At 46.0% G+C, this 26,050-nt stretch carries 18 protein-coding genes; 16 read left to right on the top strand and 2 right to left on the bottom strand.

Translation table 11 applies throughout. From position 1 onward, the window contains the following. Positions 1-85: 85 nt before the first annotated feature. The 6 genes from QFZ48_RS05940 to QFZ48_RS05915 all read left to right on the top strand — a co-directional run bounded on the left by QFZ48_RS05940 (position 86) and on the right by QFZ48_RS05915 (position 10,180). Entirely contained in the window at positions 86-1,294 is a 1,209-nt protein-coding gene (locus tag QFZ48_RS05940) for an alginate lyase family protein (protein ID WP_429061569.1), read from the top strand. A gap of 389 nt (positions 1,295-1,683) precedes the next feature. Continuing rightward, entirely contained in the window at positions 1,684-4,827 is a 3,144-nt protein-coding gene (locus tag QFZ48_RS05935) for a SusC/RagA family TonB-linked outer membrane protein (protein WP_429061567.1), read from the top strand. A gap of 11 nt (positions 4,828-4,838) precedes the next feature. Next, entirely contained in the window at positions 4,839-6,302 is a 1,464-nt protein-coding gene (locus tag QFZ48_RS05930) for a RagB/SusD family nutrient uptake outer membrane protein (RefSeq protein ID WP_429061565.1), read from the top strand. Positions 6,303-7,045: 743 nt separating this feature from the next. Next, positions 7,046-7,453 (top strand): c-type cytochrome, encoded by a 408-nt coding sequence (locus tag QFZ48_RS05925; protein ID WP_370909448.1) that lies wholly within the window; start codon positions 7,046-7,048, stop codon positions 7,451-7,453. Positions 7,454-7,744: 291 nt separating this feature from the next. Further along, positions 7,745-8,989 (top strand): DEAD/DEAH box helicase, encoded by a 1,245-nt coding sequence (locus QFZ48_RS05920; RefSeq protein ID WP_429044994.1) that lies wholly within the window; start codon positions 7,745-7,747, stop codon positions 8,987-8,989. Between the two features lie 300 nt (positions 8,990-9,289). Beyond that, a complete protein-coding gene (locus tag QFZ48_RS05915) occupies positions 9,290-10,180 on the top strand; it encodes a DUF1266 domain-containing protein (RefSeq protein WP_429044995.1) in 891 nt (296 codons plus the stop codon). Positions 10,181-10,184: 4 nt separating this feature from the next. On the opposite strand, the gene QFZ48_RS05910 is transcribed toward QFZ48_RS05915, so the two are convergent. Then, positions 10,185-11,081, bottom strand: a complete 897-nt coding sequence (locus tag QFZ48_RS05910) for a hypothetical protein (protein WP_370909451.1) — start codon at positions 11,079-11,081, stop codon at positions 10,185-10,187. Positions 11,082-11,185: 104 nt separating this feature from the next. Between QFZ48_RS05910 and QFZ48_RS05905 the strand changes: the two genes are divergently transcribed. The 10 genes from QFZ48_RS05905 to QFZ48_RS05860 all read left to right on the top strand — a co-directional run bounded on the left by QFZ48_RS05905 (position 11,186) and on the right by QFZ48_RS05860 (position 23,802). After that, complete coding sequence (locus tag QFZ48_RS05905; RefSeq protein ID WP_429044997.1) at positions 11,186-11,923, top strand: glycine-rich domain-containing protein; 738 nt, start codon at positions 11,186-11,188, stop codon at positions 11,921-11,923. 17 nt (positions 11,924-11,940) lie between these two features. Next, on the top strand, positions 11,941-12,306 hold the full coding sequence (locus QFZ48_RS05900) for a hypothetical protein (protein ID WP_429044998.1): 366 nt from the start codon (positions 11,941-11,943) through the stop codon (positions 12,304-12,306). A 938-nt stretch (positions 12,307-13,244) separates the two neighbouring features. Next, a complete protein-coding gene (locus tag QFZ48_RS05895) occupies positions 13,245-14,042 on the top strand; it encodes a sensor histidine kinase (protein WP_429061563.1) in 798 nt (265 codons plus the stop codon). A gap of 5 nt (positions 14,043-14,047) precedes the next feature. Further along, entirely contained in the window at positions 14,048-14,800 is a 753-nt protein-coding gene (locus QFZ48_RS05890) for a LytR/AlgR family response regulator transcription factor (RefSeq protein WP_429045001.1), read from the top strand. 362 nt (positions 14,801-15,162) lie between these two features. Next, the gene (locus QFZ48_RS05885; RefSeq protein WP_370909456.1) at positions 15,163-15,537 is read left to right on the top strand and encodes a response regulator; all 375 of its coding nucleotides are present in this window, start codon (positions 15,163-15,165) and stop codon (positions 15,535-15,537) included. Between the two features lie 86 nt (positions 15,538-15,623). Beyond that, complete coding sequence (locus QFZ48_RS05880; protein ID WP_429065471.1) at positions 15,624-18,722, top strand: lantibiotic dehydratase; 3,099 nt, start codon at positions 15,624-15,626, stop codon at positions 18,720-18,722. Positions 18,723-18,821: 99 nt separating this feature from the next. Next, positions 18,822-20,093, top strand: a complete 1,272-nt coding sequence (locus tag QFZ48_RS05875; protein ID WP_429061561.1) for a PQQ-dependent sugar dehydrogenase — start codon at positions 18,822-18,824, stop codon at positions 20,091-20,093. Positions 20,094-20,102: 9 nt separating this feature from the next. Further along, the gene (locus QFZ48_RS05870; protein WP_429061560.1) at positions 20,103-20,516 is read left to right on the top strand and encodes a c-type cytochrome; all 414 of its coding nucleotides are present in this window, start codon (positions 20,103-20,105) and stop codon (positions 20,514-20,516) included. Positions 20,517-20,616: 100 nt separating this feature from the next. Beyond that, on the top strand, positions 20,617-22,425 hold the full coding sequence (locus QFZ48_RS05865; protein WP_429061558.1) for an ABC transporter ATP-binding protein: 1,809 nt from the start codon (positions 20,617-20,619) through the stop codon (positions 22,423-22,425). Positions 22,426-22,521: 96 nt separating this feature from the next. Next, positions 22,522-23,802: an HAD-IB family phosphatase gene (locus QFZ48_RS05860; protein ID WP_429061556.1), complete on the top strand. Its 1,281-nt coding sequence runs from the start codon at positions 22,522-22,524 to the stop codon at positions 23,800-23,802. 63 nt (positions 23,803-23,865) lie between these two features. Here QFZ48_RS05860 and QFZ48_RS05855 read toward each other — a convergent pair whose 3' ends face one another. Then, positions 23,866-25,791, bottom strand: a complete 1,926-nt coding sequence (locus QFZ48_RS05855; RefSeq protein WP_429065468.1) for a LamG-like jellyroll fold domain-containing protein — start codon at positions 25,789-25,791, stop codon at positions 23,866-23,868. Between the last annotated feature and the right edge of the window lie 259 nt (positions 25,792-26,050).

Here is a 26,050-nt window from a genome sequence, read left to right as displayed (position 1 = left end):
ATCGGTAAAAAACCCGGTTATTGCGATTGAAGAAGATTTTTAATAAGAGTTGAAAATTGATTAAATTAGAAAGGAAGTATTAACTATGCTACACCTGACCCGTACCCTCTTTATTTTACTGATCACCTGTTTGCCCGTACATACGGCCGCACAACAAGCCGCGCCTGGCACATTTTTATTCGACCCTGCCGTGCTCACGGCGCAGAAAGCAGCCATCGCAACGCATCAGCCCGGAGCTGAAAAGGCGCTGCATGAATTACTCACGCGCGCTGACCGTGCGCTGCAACACGGTCCGTATGCGGTTACTTTTAAAAGTAAAGTCCCCCCGAGTGGCGACAAACATGATTACATGAGTGTAGGCCCCTACTGGTGGCCGGATTCCGCCAAAGCAAACGGATTGCCATACATCCGTCGCGATGGAGTGACCAATCCGGAACGATATACGATTAAAGATGATTCTTATTTCAATGCCTTGTGCAACGATGTAAATGTGCTCGGTCTTGCCTGGTTTTATACCGGTAAGGAACAATACGCCACCAAAGCAGTGGCGTTATTACATACCTGGTTCCTCGATCCGGCTACCCGGATGAATCCCAATCTCAACTACGGCCAGGCCATTCCAGGTATTACAGAAGGACGGGGTATTGGCTTAATAGATACACATGCTGTAATTGCATTGATGGATGGAATGCAGTTGCTGAAAGATTCGCCCGCCTTTCCGGTGGTGGAATACAAAAGTATACAGGACTGGTTCCGCCAGTTCCTTACCTGGATGCGTACCAGTAAAATAGGGAAGGAGGAGTTGGCAGCAAAAAATAATCATGGTACCTGGTACGATGTACAGGCAGTAGCCATGGCATTGTTCACCGGACAACAGGCGCTGGCAAAACAATTGCTGCTCACACAAACCAAGCAACGGATGGAACAACAATTTGAAGCCGATGGCCGGCAGCCGCTGGAACTCGAGCGCACCCTTTCCTGGAATTATTCTTACTTTAACCTGAAAGCTTTTTTTGAACTGGCACTGATGGCGGAAAAGATAGAGGTAGATCTCTGGAATTATGAAAGCCCCGGTAAGAAAAGCCTGCGCAAGGCTTTCCAATGGATGCTTCCATTTGCTGCAGGTAACGCCGCCTGGCAATACCGGCAAATTAAGCCGATGCAGGCAGATGGCTACCTGGAACTCGCTGCCATCGCAGAAAAAAAATATCCGGATCTCGATCTGACGCCTCTCTGGAAAGCACATCCGAAAGACACCGGTTATGCCTATACGTTAACCGGATGGGGAGAATAAAAATTTCCGGTCGGTAATTGAATATATAAGCCGCTGATAGCTAAATGTTAGAGTGTTGGAAAATCGTTTTTGAAGAGATGAATGCAAAGTAATATTTATCACTGCGATGAAAAGTTAAATTTCTTTTTTATTTTTAAGTAACCAGTAAATCTGGCAACAAACCTTATTGTGAGTATTTGTACTGTAGTAGCAACCAAAGTTCTGAATCTAAACCTTTATTATTATAACTAAAATCTTAAAATTCGGGACTGTAGAGTCTTTTAGCTAAGTAATAACCTGGTCTTTGTTAATGCATGCCAATCCGGTTCATGAGCCGGAGCAGGGTGTTTATTGCCAAAAATCCCGATACCACCATTGTAATTTTTATCAACAATTAAATCTAAACTGACATGAGGAAACTTCTACTCGTGCTGGCAGGTATGCTATTGATAGCAACCTCGCTGCTGGCACAGCATTCCCGCACTGTGAAAGGAAAGATAACAGACGATACCGGTAATGGATTACCCGGTGTTTCTGTGAGCTTACCCGGAGGCAAAACAGGCACCGTTACCGACGGAAAAGGCGAGTTCTCGCTTGCTGTGCCTGAAAACATCAATTCATTGAAAGTATCTTTTGTAGGATACGAAACAAAAACGCTGGCTGTCACAGGTAATACCACAGGCACCGTTATCCTGTTGCCCGATTCAAAAGCTATTTCCGAAGTGGTGGTAGTAGGATATGGTACACAACGTAAAAAAGATGTAACCGGCAGCATTGTCTCCGTTAAAGGTAGCGCCATCGCTGAATTACCGGTGCAAAGCTTTGAGGCAGGTTTAGGCGGTCGTGCCGCGGGTGTGCAGATCACGGTGCCTAACGGAATCGTGAATAACCCGCCGGTGTTCCGGATCCGCGGCTCCAATTCTATTTCCATGAGCGCCTATCCCTTAATTGTTATCGATGGAGTACCTGCATTTTCCGGTGATGTAGGCGCAGGTATTTCCAACTCTCCGTTGAATCCATTATCAAGCATTAATCCTGCTGATATTGCCTCCATAGATATCGCCAAAGATGCTGCTGCTACAGCCATTTACGGCAGCCGCGCTGCCAATGGAGTGGTGTTTGTAACTACTAAAAAAGGAAAGGCAGGCCGCCCGAAAGTAGTCTACGATGGCTGGGTAGGTACTACCAGGCCCACACGCCTGCCCACCGTATTGAATACGGAACAGTTTCTTGAAATGAAAAATGAGGCGCTGAAAAATGCCGGTAATGCTGATCGCTATGTAGCCAACCTCGATGCCAACGGTAAAGTGATTGATACCAAATGGATGGATGTGGTGTACCGCGATAAAACCATATCGCAGAATCACAACGTAAATGTTTCCGGGGGTTCTGAAAATACCAGCTATTATTTTTCAGCAGGATATACCAAACAACAGGGTATTCTGAAAAAGAATGACTTCGCGCGCAAAAGCCTCCTGTTCAGCATTGACCAGCAATTGGGGAAATCATTTTCCATTGGTGCGCGGATGTCTTACTCCAACGAACAAAGCCTGATCTCGGGATCTTCCGGCTCGCTGGAAGGAGAAGCCTTTAACTCCGGTGGTCTTGCCCGTCTTGCTTTCCTCACTTCCCCGTTAGTGTCCGCCTATAACAACGACGGAAGTTATAATATCAGTGGTTCCGGTATGAGTGGCGGAAAAAACACCTTGCCTATCGGTATCTACAATCCGCAGGTACTGCTGGATATGGACCATTCCAATACAGAGGCCAGTCACATCCAGGGCAATATTTACCTGCAGGTGAAACCTTTTGAGTGGATGACATTAAAAACCCAGTATGGCGCCGATTACATCCTGATGAACAACGATATTTATCTCAATAACATGTCGGGCGATGGCGTTTCTTCTAACGGGGATGTTAATAGTATTTATACACAAAACAAACGTTGGGTATGGACAAATACAGCGCAGCTGGATCGTTCTTTCGGCAAGCATAACCTCAGCCTGCTGGCTGGTTTTGAGCAACAACGGGATGCACGCGAACGGTATGGTTTGCGTCGCCAGAAACAAATGGATAACTATTTCAACAATAGTGAAGGCGGCTGGCTCACAGACCTGTCGCGTTATTTGCTGCGCAGGGAAAATTACCTGTTATCTGCTTTCTCCCGTTTAAATTATAATTACAATGAGAAATATTATTTAAGCGCCAATGTAAGACAGGACCAATATTCCGCTTTTGGTCCCAACTTTAAGAAAGGTACTTTCTATGGTTTTTCCGCAGGATGGGAAATTACGAAAGAAGCTTTCTGGACCAATGCAGGTCTTAATAATGTATTCAGCAGTTTCAAGATCAGGGCCAGTCATGGTAAAGTGGGTAACTTCGCGGGCCTGGGCGACTACGATGCATTATCACTGTATAAGCCTGCTCCTTACGGTGGCAGTTCTTCTATTTATTTTAACCAGGCAGGTAACCCCGATCTGAACTGGGAAACCAGTAAGAAAACAGACATAGGATTTACTTATGGTATCCTGAATAACAGGATCAGTGGTGAGTTCTCTTATTACTATAACGATATTAACGGCTTAATCCTGTTTGTGCCGCAAATGCCATCTGCGGGCATTCCTATCACCAGCATCACGGCTACCATTGCTACCATTCCTACCAACGTAGGCAGCATGTACAACAGAGGAATGGAATTCAGCGTAAACGCAGTGGCTATTGATAAGCGCGACTTCTCCTGGAACATCGGTTTCAATATTGCACATAACAAAAATGAAGTAACATCCCTGGCCGGCGATATTACTGCCATTCCTTTTGTCACCAGCAGCCTGGAACAAACCAGTATCAACAAAGTAGGCTATCCTGCCAGTATGTTGTATGTAGTGCGTACGGATGGTGTGGATCCTGCAACCGGCAGAAGGATCTTTATCAACGCCAACGGCGACAAGGTGTATTTTAATAATGCGGATGCCGTTAAGTATAAGTATGAAGATGGCAAAACAGCTCCTACAGTAGGTGTGAAAGATGCCGTGGCTTATAAAAATACCAATCCGAAAATACTCGGTGGCTTGGAGAATACTTTCCGCTACAAAGCTTTTGAGCTGAATGTATTGCTTACCTATCAAACAGGATTTTATGTGTACTACGGCAGTAATGCAGGGTTAAGGGATCAACGCTACTGGAATAACAGTACCGATGTGCTGAACAGGTGGCAGAACCCGGGTGATCAGACAGATATGCCGCGCGTAGTATATGGCGATAACATTTCCAATGGTTCTTCTTTTGCGATTGCTGCCAACGTTTTCAAAGGCGACTTTGTAAAGTTAAGTACCGCCGCACTCACTTACCGCCTCCCTGATAATGTTGCAAGTGCTATCCGTTTGCAGGGCGCCAAAGTTTATGTGCGTGGACAAAACCTTGCGTTGATTACAAAGTACCCCGGCCCCGATCCGGAAGTTTCTTCCAATGGTAATAATGCTTCCGGTCAGGGTGTTGACCGTAACACGCTTGGTAATGGAAGAACGCTGACAGTGGGTCTTAATGTTAACTTTTAAATTGAAAGAAGATGAAAAAATATGTGTTAAATATATTGGCGGTTACCGTGATAGGTTTGGGTGCTTGTCAGAAAGGATTACTGGACCCGGTACCTTCCACAGATATTCCTGATTTCAGGGCCTTTGAAACCAAAGAGCGGATCGCCAGCCAGGCGAATGGCTTGTACTCTGTGATGAAGCACGGCAAGTTCCTGGGAGGAAAATATGCCATTGCCAACGAAGTAAGAGGGGAAGATTTTGTGAATGAAAAGGCCAACAACGTAACGCTGAATGCCACCTGGCGAATGGTGCCTACAGGCGAAGCGCAGGAGGTGAAAGAGATCTGGTCGCAGGGTTACATTACCATTAACAACGTCAATGTTTTCCTTACCGGTATGAATGCGGTTGGAAACCAGATCGTAGGTGACTCCATCGCAAAGCTGTACGCCGGGGAAGCCAAGTTTGTGCGGGGTGTAAGCTATTTCTCCTTGCTGCAGTTATATGCACGTCCGCATTGGGATGGCGCCGGCAGCAGGCCAGGGTTAATTATTCACACCGAAGGACATGCTAAAATTGGCAGTTATGCGCGCGCCCGCAGTACGGTGAATGAAACATATGCGCAGATTATCCGCGATCTTGATTCTGCTGAAGCGTTACTGACCAAACCGGCAGCAGGGGCCTTAACCTCCATTACGCGCGCCAATGCCTATAGCGCGATCGCTTATAAAACCCGTGTATACCTGTATATGGAGCAGTATGATAAAGTAATAGCAGAAGCGGCAAAACTGGTGTCAGCCAGTGCGCCGTTCGTATCGCCTGCGGGGCATGCGCTGGAAGCGGATGTACAGAAGGTGTTTGCGCCGCCCTATTCTACCAGGGAATCTATATTTTCATTGCCGTTTACCGGGTCTACGGATGATTTCCCGGGCACGCAAACCCAGCTGGGATATTATTTTACACCTGCTGCAAAGCCATTCACCGGCAACGGAGAGTACTCCATGCATCCTAATGGGGTGATCGCTGATTCTTCCTGGAAGCCAGCTACCGATGCGCGTAGGAAGTTTATTGTACAATCTCTCGGGAAGAATTTCTGGACTAAATTCCCTACGCCAAGCCCCTTCACAGATTATATTCCCGTGATCAGGTATGCAGAAGTGTTACTGAACCTGGCAGAAGCAAGGGCACGGCAAACCAATTCAGTGGATCCTACAGCAGTAGCATTATTGTCTGCCGTAAGACACCGTTCCGATGCCACCATTACTTATACCGTTGCTGATTTTGCCAACGTAACAGCATTGCTGGCCGCCATCACCCGGGAAAAGCATATTGAACTGCTGGGAGAAGGCTTCAGGAGTATGGAAATTACCCGCCTGGGAATTCCATTCCCTGCCAAAAGCAGCACCGTTCCGGTAATTGCGCCAACCGTTGCACAGTACATCTGGCCGATCTCTTCAGACGAACTGATCTACAACAAGCTTTGTGTTGACAATAACTAAGTCCTCATAATTATAAAAAGCCCCCGCATCCATCTGGGTGCGGGGTTGTTTTGCGAGCGAAGGTTGTCTTGAGCGGAGGTTGTCTTGGGCACTGATTACGCTGATTTTACTGATTTCTCTTTTGTGATTTTTTTTATGATTTTTCTGTGATTTTGGAAGATGGGAGCAATGATAGATTTTTATTTAATAGCCTTCATTGGTTACTGAAAATTGAATTATTTTTGTCTTTTTATAGAATTTCCGGAAAATTCAGTCAATTTAGGATGGTTTTACAATAGTTGAATACGGCATTCATTTCCCTCATGTATCAGCAAGGCCATTTCACTTAGATGGCACTGATGTGTATAACCGCCTTGTACTTTTTCGCCTGTAAGGCCCTGTAGTAAAAGATCTTAGCTTCAAGTCCACATCACCTCCACATCACCTCCGGGTCATCAGCATACACTAAGCATATATTAAGCATGTACCAGGCATCTATTAAGCAGATGCGAAGCATCTGCTAATCATCAAAACAACCTTCTCCAATCAAAACTCCAATCTCCCCAAATCAAAAAAAATCACAAAAGAGAAATCAGTAAAATCAGCGTAATCAGTGCCCAAGACAACCTCCGCTAAGATAACCTCCGCTCACCCTCCGCTCCATCCGCGGAAAAAAGCGGCCCCACCCACCTACAACCTATTATTCTTTTTTGTAGATTCCTTCCTAAAGGAAGCATTTAAAGACTTATTTAAACCCAAGATCAATGAAAATCAGGAAAAGCTTTGTAGTGGTGGCGGCATTTATGGCTGCCGGCACCCTATGTTCACTCGCACTGCCCCAGGAGCCGGAGAAGGCTACCAATCTGAAAGTATTGCCAAAAGATATCAGTCACGACGACCTGATCAAAGTAATGCGTGGCTTTAATGCTGCGTTGGGCGTAAAATGTAATTTCTGTCATGAGCCGCGGAAAGATGATGCCAAGAAGCTGGATTTCGCCAGCGACGCTAATCCGCATAAGGGCGTTGCCAGGGATATGATGAAGATGACCAAACGCATCAACAAGAAATTCTTTAAGGGCAGCGAGGTAATGGCGGTTTCCTGCTACACCTGTCACCACGGGAATGAAGAGCCAAAAACCAAACCTGATGCTGCACCGGAAGCGGCAAAGTAAATTTCTAAAAAGTCGCCGGAAAGCGGCTTTTTTTTATTTAAGCCCTCATAACGGCAATTATGGACTGTTTTGACACTTAAAATACCCCTTTCATATGGCTTTTTTTTAATTTATCAACATCTTCACCAGAAAATCAGTATCTTTGCTTCCGTCTGTTGAGTTAAAAGCATAAAGCACAGAAATATCTATTCTCTCCAGTCCGGAAATCTTTTCTTTACTGCTCTCCTCAATTGTGATAACGCTAAAGATGAAGAAGCGTTATTTTATATTTATTACATCAGATATATCAACATGTTATTTGAGCAATTAGGGCTTATTGAGCCCATTTTAAAAGCAGTGAAAACTGAAGGGTACACTACACCTACTCCTATACAATTACAATCTATTCCCATTGTATTGGAAGGTAAAGACCTCTTAGGCTGCGCGCAAACAGGCACCGGTAAGACGGCTGCGTTTGCTATCCCCATCTTACAGTTATTACATAACAGTACGCCGGAAAAACAAGGTTTTAAACATATCCGTACACTGATCCTCACGCCCACCAGGGAACTGGCGGTGCAGATCGATGAAAGTTTTGCCGCCTATGGCAAACACACCGGTCTGAAACACGATGTGATCTTTGGTGGTGTTCCGCAGCACAGGCAAACCATTGCCCTGCGTAATGGAACAGATATATTGATTGCCACACCGGGTCGTTTACTCGACCTGATGAACCAGGGTTACATTTACCTGAACCACCTGGAAATATTTGTGTTGGATGAAGCCGACCGCATGCTGGACATGGGCTTTATCAACGATATTAAAAAGGTGATCCGGGAACTGCCACAGCAGCGCCAAACGCTCTTCTTCTCGGCTACCATGCCGCCAAGCATCGCGCAACTGGCTAACTCCTTACTTTACAAACCGGAGAAAGTTACTATTACACCGGTATCTTCCACCGCAGAAAGGATTGAACAATCCGTTTATTTTGTAAAGAAGAAAGATAAACAATCACTGCTGGAAACTATCCTGAAAGACCACCGTATCGAACGCACCATCGTGTTTACCCAAACCAAGCATGGCGCGGACAGGATCGCAAAAAACCTGAAGAAACGTAACATCGATGCAGATGCCCTGCATGGTGATAAATCACAGGCTTCCCGTCAGAATACCCTGAACAACTTTAAAAATGGCCGCCTGCGTGTGCTGGTAGCTACGGATATTGCTGCAAGAGGTATCGATGTGGACTCACTGGAACACGTTATCAACTACGATCTGCCAAATGTTTCTGAAACTTACGTACATCGTATAGGCAGAACCGGTAGAGCGGGTGCGGCAGGTTTTGCCCTTTCTTTCTGTGATACAGAAGAAAGACCATTCCTCCACAGCATCAATAAACTTATCCGGCAAACCATTCCTTCCGTGTCGCATCCGTTTGAGGAAGCAGCACTGATGGAAGCCAACAGCGCCAACCCGGATATGCCAAAAGCGCTTCCAAGAAGACCCAAACCGCAAAACAGGAGAGGAAAACTGGATAAACGCGACAGAACTTTTTAATATTAGAAGATCGTCATAGTGATGGGGATGTTGTACCGCAACATCCCTTTTTATTTGTGCTACAGCGTCAAAAGCACTACCGGTAACGGGTATACGTGTATTTGACTTTCCCTCCAGGCGCCGGCAATCCCCTTTTAAATCGCTCCCCTAACTATTATTGATATTGCTTTTGCTTTATCATGCGCTCGTATCAGAACATTCTCTATCTTTGTGCCGTATACCTAAAGAAAAACTTTAACCTGGTTTTATGCGTAAATACCAGGTATTAGCTCATTTTAACCGAACCCTTAACCAATCCTGATGAATCAGCAGCACTATATGGAGCAGCAACTGCGCAATATGGGACTCAGCGAAGAAGAAATTGCCCTGTATAAGCAGCAGTTACGGCAAACTACCAGCCCGGTAAGCGACTGGCCTGCCCTGTTGAAGGATAACGTCAAACAGTTTAACCAATTATTTTCCGGTGACGATGCAGATGTAACTGATGGAGATGAACATCCGCTGGCCATATTACTGAATCCCCACAGCCAGCTGGATGCCCCGCAGCAATGGGCAATAGCCTGCGGCGCTGATATCGCCTTTGTAAACTGCCAATACCTGAACGATCTGACTACAGGCGCCAATGAACAGGCAGCCCGCGAACATTTGTCGGAGTGGTGGGATATCAGCAATGCCGGTGAACTACAGGAAACGCTGGCCTGGCTCCAGGAAAGCGGTCACCGGATAGAATACGACATCATCTGGCAGGCGATCAATGCCGTATCCATAAAAGAGAGTAAAGCTTTTCTAAGGGAACATATTGCTACCAACGAGCTGGAAGAGGCGGTGGTAATGGAGCGGTTCCGCAACACCCGTAAAGCGCTGGAACTGTTCAGGGAAAGGAAACTGGTAACTGAAAGCCTCCAGCCGGATATGCTGATCTGGGATTTTGGCCGCATTATTAACCTGAGCCGGTCGGGCTATGCGGCCGGTTACATCAGCTTCGGGGAGGCGCAGGAATATATCCAGGCTTGTGTACCCCTGCTTAAAAGGACCTATACCTCCTGGAAACATCTCTCCGTTTCCTACCAGTTTGCACGTTGCGTGTGGAATGGCGTGGAAATGGGCAGCTTCGAAATCCTGCATAATAATATGGAATACCTGTTGGTAACGCCGGAAAGCCCCTGGGTGCGGTTACCTTTCAACAGCTAGTTATTTAATGCTGCATGATCCTGTTCTGCTCACTGTCTTTCAGGTGTACCAGGATATGCTTTGGCAGCAAGGGGCTGTCGAAGGCCAGGTCTACAGACGTTCGCTGGAAGTCCTTCACTTTAGCCACCCGGTGAAAGATCTCATACAGCGCGATAGGTTCTTCATTAAAGCTCACACAGGTGCTTACAAAGTTTAATTCGTTGATGGCATACCCGGATCTTTTGATATTGTCTTCCATATCTTTCAGCCGGCCTATGAAATGACGTTGACGGATAAACGTAGTACTGTTCATGATAATAAAAATGTAGTTGGCATAAGAGGTTATTTTGCCGTAATACATATGATTGTCCCTGCCGGTGCGCTCCACCAGGTATTCATCGCCCGACTTATAGATCTCCAGGGAAGACCTCCAGATGCGTTCCGCCGCTTTCTTACCCGACTTAAACGGAAGGTTCCGGTTATAGCAATACCAGTAACCTACCAGGTGATCCAGTAGTTTATGATTCACTTCCGACAGGGGGATACCGATCTTCAGTTCATGAAAAGGGTATACTTCTGCCGAATTGTTGATGAAATCAATGTAGCTGGTAAAGCCCAGTGCTACGGCCATTACATTCAGCTTGGAGAAATTAGGGCTGCTCAGCGCTGCAATACCCGCACTGTTTTTGGCTGCTTTCAGTTTCCGGATCACCAGGTGTTCATAGAAATAATTGTCGCCGAAAAGGGAAGGGGGCGTGGCTAATTTCCTGAAGCGCTGTTGCTTCTCAATAACGGTATTGAACTCATGTACCACATGGCTCCATTCTGTTTTTGAAACATCTTCCCAGCTTACCTTTTTCAGATACTGATAAGCAATATAATTCATCAATCGTTCCAGGTTAAGCAGTTCTTCCTTACTCATAATAAGACGATTATAATACGAAAATAGGTCGATGTAAGATACGCACAAGACTTTAGTATTCTGAAATAATTTCATCTTGGTATTAACAAATAAAAAATGAAATTATGATGATGAAAAACAACGAATTTGTAGCCTTGTCACCGGGTAAATTGCTCTGGGAGCAGATCAGTAACTTCCATTTGGATGAACCGGATATCAAGTTCCCCTTTTCAAAGAAGCTGGCCCGGGAACAGCGCTGGAGTGAAGACTTTACACAGCGGGCTATACAGGAGTACAAGCGCTTTATTTATCTCTGCTGTATTTCTCCAACGGGCGCTTCCCCTTCTGAAATTGTAGATAAAGTATGGCACCAGCATTTACTTTACACGCAGAATTACTGGGAGGCATTTTGTGAGAAAACGCTGGGTAAAAAGATCCACCATCACCCTTCCGGCGGGGGGAAGGCAGAACAGCAAAAACACGCCGCCTGGCAGGAAGATACGCTGCAGTTATACCGGCAATGCTTTGGAGAAGATCCGCCGGAAGCCATCTGGTCAAATAAATCCCCCTCTCTTTCCTTCTCCCTGATAAAGCGTATTAGCTTGTTTCCCCGTCGCTTTATAACACCCCTTCTCTTCTTTTCTTTCTTCTTCTTTACCGGTTGTTCGGCCGACAGCGGCCCTTTCTTTGGATTTACAATGGTACTGCTGTTTATGGGTCTTCTTATTGCGAAAAGCGACAAAAAGAAGAAGGAAGCCGGGAGTGAAAATGATGCAGGCGGCAGCAACTGTAGTAGTGGCAGCAGCTGTGGAAGTAGCTGTGGCAGCAGTTGCGGAGGTGGATGTGGTGGTTGCGGTTCCTGATCTTTAAAAATGATAACATGAAAAACGAAACAACTCCACGGCCCCTTTTTTTTTCCATCCTGGTCCTCTGTGCCTTCTCGTTACCCTTCCTGTATGTTTACCACGTTACCTCGCAGTGGAATCCCTTTGCTATTAAAGGGAAAACATTCCTGGTTTTCTATGGCCTGTTTATTACCATTGGTTACCTCACCTTATTGTTCCGGAAATATGCTGGTTTTTTCCCTTTTGCAAGAGGCATGGTGATAACCTTACTGGTCGCCGGGGTAGCCCGGTTGTGCCAGGGAGTGTATAACGGGAAGCCGGTAGGCTACCTGATCCTGCTGATGATGTGTTTGTTGATTTTGTGGCGGTGGGTGCAGTGGCTGTATAATAAAAAGAGATAGACTGATGCCTATCTCCTTTAGAGCTGTAAGGGGGAAATCATAGTGTTTCCATAGAATAGAATAGTATTAGCAGGTAGATATTCATACCCTCAGCTAAAATCTTTTTTTGGAGTTCACAAAGGACAAAATTCGCTAGGTTTTCTGACCAGATTGGTGTAATATTATTAATAAATTAAATGTCAATCTATTTAAGTGACAATGGTAACAACAATGGATGAAAGTATCTTTTGTGCAGTTTATGCACGTTTCATCCTTGTTTTTGTAGAATTTTTAACGGCAAAGAGCTTAAGCCAGCGAACATATTCAGGCTTGCATATCAAAAGTCAGCATTAAATAGCAGCCTGTTAAACTTATTAGACGTATTGACCTATAAACGCGATGAAAATGCGGTTGTATCCAACATCGTGTACTTTAGCTGCTGTCGGAAGGCATTCATAATGTGTAAGTTATAGACTAAAAAGGCTATTTGTATATCATTTTATATTTATATGATAAAAGAAAATTAAAATTGGTAAAGTATTTTTATTTTACTTGCTGCTGCTTACGGTAAATTTTTTATATTCAGGGATACAATGCTAGCTTTTTTCAGAAGTAAAACCAATGGAGAGCCGCCTGACATCAGCCGGAAATTCATGGAATGGATTTCATTTTTTTTGTCTGATAAGTATTATCGAAGGAGAGTAAGAATATGGGCGCATGTGCTCATGTGGGGATGCATGGCAATGTTTTATGCCTTATTAGTGAGTGGTACTTTTGCTGTTTCCGCCAGCGCCAGCCTTGTATTTGTTATCCGGAACATGTTGGGCGCCATGTTCTTTTTTTATTCCGTTTTTTATTTTACGATACCGAAGGTTTTACTGAAGGGGTATTTTTTTCTTACGATTGTATGTTTAATAATACCTTTCCTGTTCTGGTCTGTTATTAATTACCTATGCTCTTTGTATGTAGTTACATTTCTGGAGATCACGGATGTTCCGGTGAAGGAATTCCTGGGGCGGGTGGTTGGCAGCGGATGGAAAGATACTTTTTCACCTAACCATTTACTGAAGATCTTCTTTCCTGTATTGATGACAGTAGCGCCGCCCATGTCGTTGAAACTGGTCCTGGACATTATCCGCACCACCACCCGTACGTTGAGGCTGGAGCGGGATAACCTGAACCTGGAGGTTGATTTTCTACGTTCCCAGCTGAACCCGCATTTCCTGTTTAATACACTGAATAACATCTATTCATTGTCTATCAGAAATGACGCGCTGGCATCAGACCTGATCATGCACCTGTCGGAGATGATGCGGTATACGCTCTATGATTCGAATACAGAAATGGTACCGCTGCACCTGGAGGCGGAGTTCCTGAAAAATTATGTAGAACTGGAAAGTGTGCGTTATGGAAAAAATGCCAGTATACATTTCGATTGCGATACGGAAAAGATGGGTAGCTACCAGATAGCGCCATTACTAATGTTTCCTTTTGTAGAAAATGCTTTTAAATATTCACATAGCACTACAGCAGATAGATGCTGGATTCATGCGTCGATGGATGTATCGGATAACCAGCTGAGATTTGAAATTTCGAACAGCAAAGGGGAGCTCCCGGAAGGTAAAAAGGTATCCGGGGGAATTGGGTTAACGAACACCCGCAAAAGACTTATTCTGTTATATCCTGATCAACACATTTTATTTATTGAAAATAATCCCGAATATTACAAAGTTGTCTTGACACTAAAGTTGAACTAGAAAATATGGATCAAGTAATTACCTGCCTTGTAGTGGACGATGAGCCGTTTGCGAGGGATCTGATGGAAAATTACATTGGAAGGGTGCCTTATCTGCAACCTGTAGCCTTTTGCGAAAATGCCTTTGACGCAATTAATGAATTGCAACGGCAGCCTGTGGACCTGCTGTTTTCCGATATCCAGATGCCCAATATTAATGGCATCGAAATGATCCGTTCCCTGAGTAATCCACCTGTTGTTATTTTTACTACCGCCTCAAGAGATCACGCTATTGCGGGTTTTGAGCTGGATGCAGTGGATTACCTGGTAAAGCCTATTTCATTTGACAGGTTCCTCAAAGCGGTAAATAAAGCGCGTGCGCATATCAGTCAGCGTTGGCAACCGGCAGCTGTGGAAACTACCAAGTCGAAAGTTCAGCCAGCCAATCACCTGTTTGTAAAAGACAATAACAAGTTGACGAAGATTATCTTCGATGATATTTATTACGTGGAAGGGATGAAAGACTATATTAAAATTGTTTGCAGGGAAAAAAATATCATTACCTATATGCGGATGAAAGCGATAGAAGATATTTTGCCGCCCGATCAGTTTATGCGTATCCACAAATCCTACATTGTAAGATTACAGGCGATTAAATCCATCATGGGTAATACCGTGGAAGTTGTTAACGGCCAGTCTGTAATTATTTCCAAAGCGTCGCGGCAGGACCTCAAGCGCTTGCTTGGCATTGCCAACTATAATGATGAAGACGATGAATAGTTATCAACAATGAGGGCTGTTGGTCGAAGAAAAAGGCAATTATGTCTAATAAAATATGATATTTATAAGCATTGGGCGAGATTCGGCCTGTGATTTGTTTAAGAGATCATCTTAAATGCATGTTTTATGTTGAAATGCAAATTGTCTGTGAATCGCCGCCCTGTGTTAATTTTAGAAAAAGAAATTGTTTCAAAAGCTGATGTAAGGACAATAGAGAACATAAGGGCGTCCAGTTATGAAGGAGTAACATCAATACTTTCGAGTGTTCCTACTACTCCCACTACTTTAACAGGGACAGGTTTTTTACGCTAGATCTTTAAATTTGTTTATTATTCCTAATTGATTAACCCCTTTGGTAAGAAATGCAATACAGATGTGCCATAGTAGATGACGAGCCTCTGGCATTAGATATACTGGAAAGCTATATCCAAAGAACATCCTATCTAAAACTCGTAAAAAAAGCATCAGAGTTGGACACCGTGGAAAGCCTGATCGCTGAAAGAAAAGTAGACGTCGTTTTTTTGGATGTTAACCTGAGAGGCAATACAAGAGATATCATAGCAAAGTTCCTTAAAAAGGACTGCGTTTTTATTCTTGTTACCGCTTATTCCAGCCGTGAGGTCCAGCATCTTTGCCAGGAAGAAAGGCAAGGTTACCTGGGTAAACCTGCCAGTTACAAGAAGTTTGTAGATGAAATGGAACGGGTTATTCCAGGTATCAAAATAGCTGTTACCTGAGATCCTAAAAACATTTTATCTTTATTCAAGCATACAGAACCGGAAAGCATGGCTTTCCCACTAAAGTAAGTATGCCATTGTCGCGTATGTCCGTGTTGAACGCCTGCGATTTCTTTTTATCGAGAATGCCACTATTGTCATATGAGGAAGTGTTACAACTGCATCGTAACACCCGCAATGACCAGCCCTCTTTTGTATCTGCCCTCCGGAAAATATATTCTCAACCGTTATTGCAGGAAGCCGTTTTCCTGGCCAGTCCAACGCTTTACGCAGAAATGCTGAAGTGGCTGCCATCGGCGGATACCTCCCTGAAACTGCCGCTGGCGCTTTACCGTTACCTGCTGAGGATGAGCACACGCTGCACCCCTTACGGCTTATTTGCCGGTTGCAGCACCGGTTACATCCGTACCGGGCCTACCCGCTTACCAGCCCCTGTTATAGCACAGCGCCAGGCAGTAGCACGACTGGACATGGGATACCTGTCCGGCTTGATGAGCGAACTGGCCCAACGGCCTGAAATAGGCCCGCAACTGCTTTATTTTTCCAACAGCAGTTTATATCATTCCGGCGATGCCTTCCGGTATTTTGAATACCAGCTGCGGGATAAGAAGCGGCATTATTTCCTCAGCGCCTTCCCGCAAAATGAATATATGGAAGCCATCCTCGCGGCAGCCGGCAGGGGGGCCAGCACTTCCCGGCTCACCGGCGTACTCACCAACCTGGATATCCCGGCCGACGAGGCCCGGGGCTTTATCGAAACATTGATCCGGAACCAGATCCTGGTAGCCGGATTATCTCCGGAAATTGCCGGTACTGATAACCTGGAGGGACTGATCCGTGAATTGCTGGCGTTACATCCGGCACCGGACTGCCTGCCTGCATTGCAACAAGTGCGGCAGATTTTACAGCAACCTGCCATTGGTATAAACAGCTACCAGGAGGTTAAAAATATATTAGCCTCAAATTTCCCGGGCATCGACGCGAAAGAGCCGGTACAGGTGGATCTTTTTTTTCCGTCGCCGGAAGTCCGCCTGGCTGCATCCGTTACCAGTACCTTGCTGCAACGGCTGGAGCGGCTGCTGGTATTTGGCGCCTCCGGTGAAGGCGGCGACCTTCAGCATTTTAAAGAACAGTTCCTTCAAAAATATGATCAGCGCGAAATACCCCTGATGATGGCCCTCGACAGCGAATCCGGAATAGGGTACGGGGTGGTATCCGGTGAAGACGCGAGCTATACCCCCCTCATAGATGACCTGGTAATGCCGGCCGGTAAAAAGAACGATACCATTCACTGGAACGCCCAAACGAAGTTTGTGCTGAAACGCTTTCTTGCTGCCGGAGCCACCGGAGCCATGGCCATTTCCCTCACGGATGCTGACCTGGACGAACTGGCCGCGGATACCGATAAACAGGAAATACCACCATTTTTTTGCGTCATGGGTTCGCTGGCAGCTGCTTCGGCCGCTGCTATGGATAACGGCGACTTCAAATTTTTGCTGAAAGCATGCCATGGCCCCAATGCCCTGGCCCTGCTGGGCCGGTTTGCTGCCGGAAACAGGGAACTGGAAAGCCTCTTACGTGATTTTACACGCCGCGAGCAGTTACTGGAGAAAGATAAAATACTGGCAGAAGTTATTCATTTACCGGAAGGCCGTTCCGGCAACGTGTTACTACGGCCATCCCTGTACGATTATGAAATACCGTTCCTGGGAAAAAGCAGCCTGCCGGAAAACTATCAGTTGCCCGTGAGCGATCTGCTGGTAAGCGTACGTAACAACAGGGTAGTGCTGCGTTCGCAACGGTGGGGAAAAGAGGTGATGCCCCGGCTCACCAGCGCCCATAACTACAGCCGTGGCTTATCGGCCTACAAATTCCTGTGCGACCTGCAACAGCAGAACGCACTATCGGTACAGTGGAACTGGGGAATTTTACAGGAAGAACCCTTTCTGCCCAGGGTGGTATACCATGAGGTAATCCTGGCGCCGGCCAGGTGGTATCTGACCCGTGCCGCGTTTGAATCACTCATGGAAGCCCATTCCGCAGATGAGGCGTTGCTGCTGTTAAAAGCGCAGTGCCGGCTGCCGGAACATGTACTGTTATCCGAAGGAGACAACGACCTGTTAATAGATTTCTCAAGTGCTTTTGGTCGAATGCTGTTAACAGATAAACTGAAGAAAGGAAATGTAGTATTATATGAATGTTTATTTAACGAGGCTACCCGTTTGTCGACGAACGGACAGGGTGCTTTCTGCAATGAAATTATAATACCGCTGCGTAACGCCGCGTGGCAGCCATCGGCTGAATTGCCCGCCACGCAGGCGCCGGCAGGGGTGCCGCGCAGCTTTGCCCCGGGCAGCGAATGGATGTATATAAAAATATACTGTGGCCCTAAATGGATGGATAAACTGTTGCTGAAAGTATTGCTGCCCCTCACCGTCAGGCTGCAATCCTCAGGGGTAACGGATCGCTGGTTTTTTGTCCGGTACCAGGACCCGGATCATCATATTCGTATCCGCTTTCATTTGCCCCAGCACCGGGAACACAGCGCCGCTGTGATGCAGGAAGTGGAGGCACTACTGCTCCCTTATCTTAACAGTGATATTGTACAGAAGATACAGCTGGATACTTATGTGCGGGAGCTGGAGCGGTACGGACCAGCGCTGATGGAACATAGCGAGGCTTTCTTTTTCCACGACAGCGAGGCAGCGGTAAGACTGTTACTGACCATCAGCGGCGCTGAAAGCCAGGAGCGCTGGCTGCTGGCGTTAAAAGGAGCAGATGAGTTGTTAAACGGTTTCGGCTATACGCCGTTGATGAAAATGAAGCTGTTGCAGCATTTACAACAGCAGTACTTTGCGGAGCATCACGGAGATGCTTCATTGCTGCGGCAACTGAATAATAAATACCGTGCGCACAGCAGGCAAATTACGGATGTGCTGTCGGATAACGTAAACGATTACACGTTACCCGATGGCGCCCGCGAAATATTGGCGGAACGGGCGGCCAGGTGGAAGGATATAATCCTGGAACTCCGGGTCATACAGCCGGCGGCAGTAACGGAACTGGTGCCGCATTACCTGCACATGTTCCTGAACCGCATGTTTACGGCCAACGCCCGTTTGCATGAGCTGGTGATTTATCATTACCTGATGAAGTATTACATTTCCCTGGTAGCCAGGAGCTGATGCCATTCATCCATAAATTAGGAATTCCATAAAAACCATTACTATTTTTACACGGTAAGTTTAAATATCCCCTCATCAATCATTGTAAATAAAAGAAATATGAAAACAAGAGTAGTTCTCCTGGGATGTTTGTCTGTGATGACGCTGTTGTCCGTTCAATGCCTGGCCAATAACGGCGACAGCAGCGCTGTTCGCCGTACAGTGGCAGATCCCGGCAATGCAGGGTTGAAACTGCCCGCAGGATTCAAGGCGCAGGCAATAGCGGAAAACCTGGGCGCAGCCCGCCACATAGCGGTAACACCACTGGGGGATGTCTATGTAAAAATCCAGACTTCAAAACCGGGAAAAGCCATTGCAGTGATACACGGCAAGGACGTAAAAACCTTTGGCACTTACCGCGGTACCGGCATGGTAATCAAAGGAAACTACCTGTATACCTCCTCCGATGAGGAAGTATTCCGTTATGCACTGAATGATAAATTTGAAGTGATCAACCCTGAACAACCGGAAAAGATCGTAACAGGATTGATTAACCGCCACCAGCATGAAGCAAAAGCTTTAACGCTGGATAACGAAGGAAACATTTATGTGAACATCGGCGCCTACTCCAACTCCTGCCAGGAACAGGATCGCGCGAAAGGTTCCAAAGGCATAGAAGGATGTCCTATCCGCGATTCGGCAGCAGGCATCTGGCAATTCCGGGCAGATAAACAAAACCAGACCTATGGCGATGGTACTCGCTATGCCACCGGGCTGCGTAATGTGGTGGGGCTCGACTGGAATACAGCGGATAACCAGTTATTTGTAATGCAACACGGGAGAGACGGGTTGTTTGACATGTACCCGGAATATTACACGCTGCAACAGGGTAATGAATTACCAGCGGAATGTATGTATGCCTTAAAGAAAGGAGATGATGCCGGCTGGCCCTATATTTACTACGACGGACAACAGCAAAAGAAAATGCTGGCGCCCGAATATGGCGGCGACGGAAAGAAAACCGGTGGTGAAAACGCCATTGACCCTGTAGTGGCATTTCCTGCCCACATGGCGCCTAATGGCTTGTTGTTTTATACCGGCAGCCAGTTTCCGGCCAAATATAAGAATGGCGCTTTTGTGGCTTTTCATGGTTCCTGGAACCGTCAGAAAGGACAGAAGGGTTATTTCGTAGCATTTGTGCCGTTTAAAGATGGTAAACCATCCGGTAAATGGGAAATTTTTGCAGATGATTTTGCGGGTGTACCGGATATCCAGTCGCCAGGCCAGGCAAAGCACCGCCCCTGCGGACTGGCACAGGGTCCCGATGGTTCCCTGTATGTAACAGATGATGTAAAAGGAACGGTTTATAAAATTACCTACAGTGGTAAATAATGATATGGTATGAAGAGGATCATTTTAACAGGTGTTGCATTTGGTGCCATGCTTTCTTTTTTATCTGCGCAGACCAAAAAGCCGGGCGCCAATCCTGCGATGGCCCGCGGTAAAAAAGTATATGAGCAATATTGTCTTACCTGCCACCAGGTAGATGGCAGTGGCGTACCACATTTAAATCCGCCGCTGATTAAAACCACTTTTGTGCTGGGAGATAAACCCGCATTGGTGCAGGTGATATTAAAGGGCATGCAGTCGTCTGTTCCGATAGATGACGAGTATTATTCCAATAATATGCCGCCGCATAATTTTCTGAAAGACCAGGAAATAGCGGATGTGCTGACTTATGTGAGAAATAATTTCGGCAACAAAGCCAGTGCGGTTACCGCTGCGGAAGTAAAGGCCATCAGGGCAAAGAATTAATCCGTAATGGAAAAGAGAGGCCGGATCAGCACATGATCCGGCCTCTTTTCATTTTGGTACCGGGAAGATATATGTTACCCGTTTATCGTATTTTTAAAATATGAAGGTCCTCTGGAACTATTTGAAGCCACACAAATGGCTGGTCATTTTATCTTTATTACTGGCCGGCATCAGCCAGGTGCTGGTGATGACGGATCCGTTGATTTTCGGTAAGATCATCGACGATTATGCCGGTAAGGTAAACAGTATACCGGAGAAGGATCTGGTGCACGGGGTATTGTTCTGGCTGGGCGTTGCCGTAGTGGTGGCTTTGATGGCACGGCTCGCAAAATCTTTCCAGGAATATTTTCTTCGCCTGGTAGTGCAGAAATTCGGGATGCAGGTTTTCAACGACGGGCTCAAACAAACCCTCCGGCTATCGTTTGAGGAATATGAGGAACAGCGGAGCGGGGAAACACTTGCCGTACTGCAAAAGGTAAGAACAGATACAGAACGTTTTATTACTGCTTTTATTAACATCCTCTTTACTTCCCTGGTGGGTATGGGATTCCTGATCTGGTATGCCATTACCAAACACTGGGCACTGATACCTGTATTTGTGATCGGGATTATTTTCCTGGGTGGGCTTACCGGTTTGCTCAGCAAAAAAATGAAAACCGTACAGCGGGCGATCAACCGCGAAACGCTGCAGCTTTCCGGCGCCATTACAGAATCATTGCGGAATATAGAACTGGTAAAAAGCCTGGGGTTAACCTTCCCGGAAATAAGACGGTTAAAAACCTTTACCAAAGAGATCTTCGACCTGGAAATGGAAAAGACACGGCAGGTGAGAACGCTGTCTTTTTTACAAGGCACTACGCTTAATATCTTAAAACAGAGCATCCTCTTTATCCTGTTGTGGCTGATCTTCAGGAATATACTCACTACAGGGGAGCTGATCACCATGCAGTTTATTACCACGGCCATTTTTGTTCCGTTGCAGGACCTGGGGAATATTATTATCCAGTACCGGGAAGCAGAAGCATCGCTGCAGTTGTTTCATAAACTCATGCAACGCCCGGTAGAAGAGCGCCCCGAAGAGCCGGTGGAAATCGGGGATTTGCAGCAGATGCGTTTTGAGGATGTGGTGTTCAGACATAAAACTGCTACCACCAATGCGATCGACCATATTTCGTTTGCCGTGGAAACCGGTGATACCATTGCGTTTGTAGGACCATCCGGCTCCGGTAAATCCACCCTGGTGAAATTGCTGGTGGGGTTGTATAAACCGGTAGCAGGAGAAATATATTTCAATGATGTGCCCTCCGGCGATATCCGGTATAATGCGCTGAGAAGGCAAATTGGCTTTGTAACGCAGGACACACAGTTGTTTGCCGGCACCATTAAGGAAAACCTGCTGTTTGTAAAATCTGACGCCACCGATGAAGAAGTGATTGAAGCACTGGAGAAGGCCTCCTGTACCGCCCTGCTGGCCCGTTCCGGTAAAGGCATTTATACCCGGCTGGGAGAGGGCGGCGTAAAATTATCGGGTGGGGAAAAGCAGCGTATTTCCATTGCGCGTGCATTGATCCGTCATCCCCGCCTGCTGATCTTTGATGAGGCTACTTCCGCACTGGATTCTATTACAGAGGAGGCGATTACTGATACGGTAAGAAGTATTTCCGCCCGCAGGGAACAGATCACCGTGCTCATTGCACACCGGTTGTCGACCATTATGCATGCCGACCGGATCATTGTACTGGAAAAAGGAAAGATCGCTGAAACCGGCACACATGACGAGCTGGTGGAGCATAAGGGATTATACTATGCCATGTGGCGCCAGCAGATAGGAGAAAGGAGAACGGCCACCTTACCGGTGGAAAAGAAAGCGCCGGAAGAGGAAAATGAAACCGAATGGGACGCTTTATAGTCCAGGCTTTAACCCCCATAAATTCCCCGGAATTACAAGATTGTCTGCTAAATCTTATTTAAACTTATATTTTTGTGCTCCAAATTTGATCGTTCCGTGGGCAAAAAATACTATATAATTGACTTTGACAGCACTTTCACGCAGGTGGAAGCATTGGATGAACTGGCGCGCATATCCCTGCAGGACCATCCGGAAAGAGAACAGATCTATAAAAAAATTGAAGATCTGACCAACCTCGCCATGGAAGGGAGGCTTTCTTTCAGGGAAAGCCTTGCAGCCCGGGTGCAGCTGCTGGAGGCAAATAAGGACCATCTGAAACTGTTGGTGAAGCATTTGAAGAAGCTGGTATCCACTTCTTTCTCCCGGAATAAAAACTTTTTTAAACATCATGCAGAGGATGTGCTGATCGTTTCCGGCGGATTCAAAGAGTTTATTACACCGGTAGTATTGCCTTTCCATATCAAAAAAGAAAATATTTATGCCAATACCTTTTTGTTTAACGACGAAGGGAAAATAGTTGGCTATGATGCCGCAAACCCGCTGTCCAACGAAGGCGGCAAAGTAAAATTGCTGCATGAACTGCAGCTCCAGGGCGAAATTCACGGTATTGGCGATGGTTATTCCGATTTTCAGCTGAAAGAGTCCGGCATGATCAAGAAGTTTTATGCCTTTACAGAGAATATAGAGCGTAAGTCCGTCACCGAAAAAGCGGACCATATTACGCCAAGTCTTGATGAATTCCTGTATGTGAACAACCTGCCCTCAGCCATCTCCTACCCAAAGAACCGCATTCTTTGCCAGGTAGCAGGCGATGTGCCGGAAGCAGCAGTAAAATACCTGAAGAAGGATGGCTTTACCATTAAACATGCCGGAACAGACGATAAACAGCTGTCGGCCGCCGGGATATTGTTAATGGGGGAAGGAGAAAAGCTCAGCGCAGAACAGTTGAAAAAAGCGGCCAAACTGAAAGTGATCGGTTACCTGGGCAATAGTAAAAAACATATCCCGCAGGAGCTTTGTACAGAAATGGGAATCGTGATCTTTGATAATATGCGCAAGCCGGAATCTGTGGCAAAAAGAATTGCCAGGTTTATCAACAATGGCGACTCCTTTAAAAGCAGCAACTTCCCGAATATACAATTGCCGGAAGTAAATAATGCTCATCGCTTTATCCACGTTCACCGCAATGTGCCGGGCGTGATGGCAAAGGTAAACCAGGTGCTGGCAGATCATCGCATTAATATTGTTTCACAATTCCTGATGACGAATGCCGCTATCGGTTATGTGATCACCGATACCAGCAGCGAATACGATAAAAAGATATTGAAAGAACTGAAGAAGATTAAAGACACCATCAGCTTCCGGGTGTTATATTAAGGAAGTGGAGTTACGATATTAAAGAGGCTGGATCAAATGACTATTGATACAGCCTCTTTTGTTTTAACCCTGTCCCTGCTCAGCTAATTTTTCGCAGTTCCCGTCATATTCCATTGAAAGCTTCGTCAACTGTGCAGCCCATACAATAAACTTCGCCATTATTTCTGCTGCTACCAGGCCGGTAGCCATTGTAAAAGCTCTTGCAATGATAGCAGTCAGGGCAAACCAACCCGCCGAGACTACAATGAATTTTAAAATGGGCCATAAAATCTTTTCACGATGCATTTCTGTTATAATATCCAGCCCGGACATAACGGTGATCGTAGTGCCGACTACAGCAGTAATTTTTGCCAACACCTTTGCATTCGCGATAGCGAGATTGAAAATTTTACCGGGAATCTGGTTGTAGGGAGAGAAAACCGGAAGCGGGAGGAATATGCCCAAAAATTTAACAGAGATGCTGTAGACAAAAACTATCCACCAGATAGTGCAGTCAGTTACTTCTCCTATTGGACGGTCATAAATAAGTGCGTCGCCGCGAAGGTCGTGGTATATGATCTTTGTTCTTCCATTTTCATCTGTTCTGGTATAAACTTTCCGGAGATTTTCATTCTCTGAGAGCATTTTTTCTGCCCGTGCATATGCTTTTTCAAATTCTTCCCGGAAAGCATGTTGTTTTTCTCCATCCACCTTCCAGAAACTAACCAGGTCTGTAAATGTTTTCTCCTTCAGATCGGCGGAGGATAGTTCCCGCTGATCAGCAGGTTTTATGACTTTTGGAGGAGGAAGAGGTGCTTCTTCCACGCTATTAAAGTAGCTGGAATTGATAGGCATAGAAACACCCAGCTGGGCTTTTCTGTCTGCCAGTTCAAGGGTTGTTGTTGCCAGCGCGCTGGCAGCACCGTTCAGTAGTTGAACAGTATGGCCCATTGAATCCATCGGTGGGGTAGTAGTGAAATCGAAGTTGGCTACCAGTCTTGGATCGGTGATCACATCATTCAGTATCCATTGACGGAGTTCTGCCTGCTCCAGGCAATCTTTCCATAAACGGACGTTTTGAATGTAACCGGTAAAGCCGGTTCCGCCTATTACCAGTCTCCCCTGGGCAACATTCGCTACACCACCGGGAAAGTATTCAGCTGTTTGCAGGTTCCCGTTTACGTAGAGGCTCATCATTTTTGAATCTCCGTTATAGGAAACGGCAAAATGATAAAAACGTCCTTCAGTGATTTGTTCCTTGGAGTAGATGGCTTGTCCATCTGAATTCCGTTTTGCAATGAGGCGGCTGTTGACTTTATCATACTGAATATAGTATTGCCAATGCAGGTCTTTTTCAAAGGCGACTAATACGGCCATATCCGCTGTGGAGGTGGGATTAAACCAACCCTCAATGGTATATGGCTGATAGCCGCCGAAATTATACTCCGGATATACACCGCAATCAATATAACCATTTTCTGTTACCCCTGCCGAAGGGATACTGTAAACATAGTTGGGTGGCGGCGTACTGTAGGAGATCTCAATGCCATTACCGGAACGGTCTTCAGTGGGCATTTCGGTGAAGTCTGTCCATAAAACGAGATCAGTTCCTGTTGCCGCGGGGGGAACAATCGCAAATGCATCTTCCGCGATCTCAAAAATGTCCCGGGCCGATTTCCAGATGGCTATACGTGCTATATGCCCATAGAATAAATTCTGGTATCCGGATGGGGATTGGTATTTTCCGGCGCCAATATGAGTCTGAAGTGGTATGACCTGGTAAGGAATTCCCTGTATGGGGCTACTGCCTACTTCTATTCCATCCAGGCACAGCGTGATCAATTTCCTGTCACTGTCAAAAGTAGCTGCCACCTGATGCCATTCCAGCAGGGGTAGCTTTTTTGTAGCCGTTACCTGAAACGGCTTTCCAGTATTATTCATGGTCTCCAAATACAAAAAACCGTTGGAAAAGGCCGAAGTTAAAATAAGCGCCGGCAGTCGGCGATGCACTGCAAAGAATGGTCCCTGTTGATGCCGTTGAAAAGATCGTTGCTTCAAGCGTAAACGACCTCATGTTGTTAAGGTGGTTGGATGGGAAATAAGCATACGAGGTCCCATTGAATTGAAGCGCGCTATATCCCCAGCGCATTGTTAATCCAAGATTCATAAGTGTATTTTTTGGTCCTACTCTGTTATGGTTTTTCGGTTTCACCCCCTGCTTATTGTCAAGCCAGGCAGACCTGTTTTTTTCTGTGCTGCAGCTGCACAT

The sequence above is a fragment of the Chitinophaga sp. W2I13 genome (assembly GCF_050434005.1).
In the GTDB taxonomy this organism is placed as follows: Bacteria; Bacteroidota; Bacteroidia; order Chitinophagales; family Chitinophagaceae; genus Chitinophaga.
The sequence above is the reverse complement of the archived record's forward strand: the minus strand, read 5'-3'. Positions and strand labels throughout refer to the sequence as shown.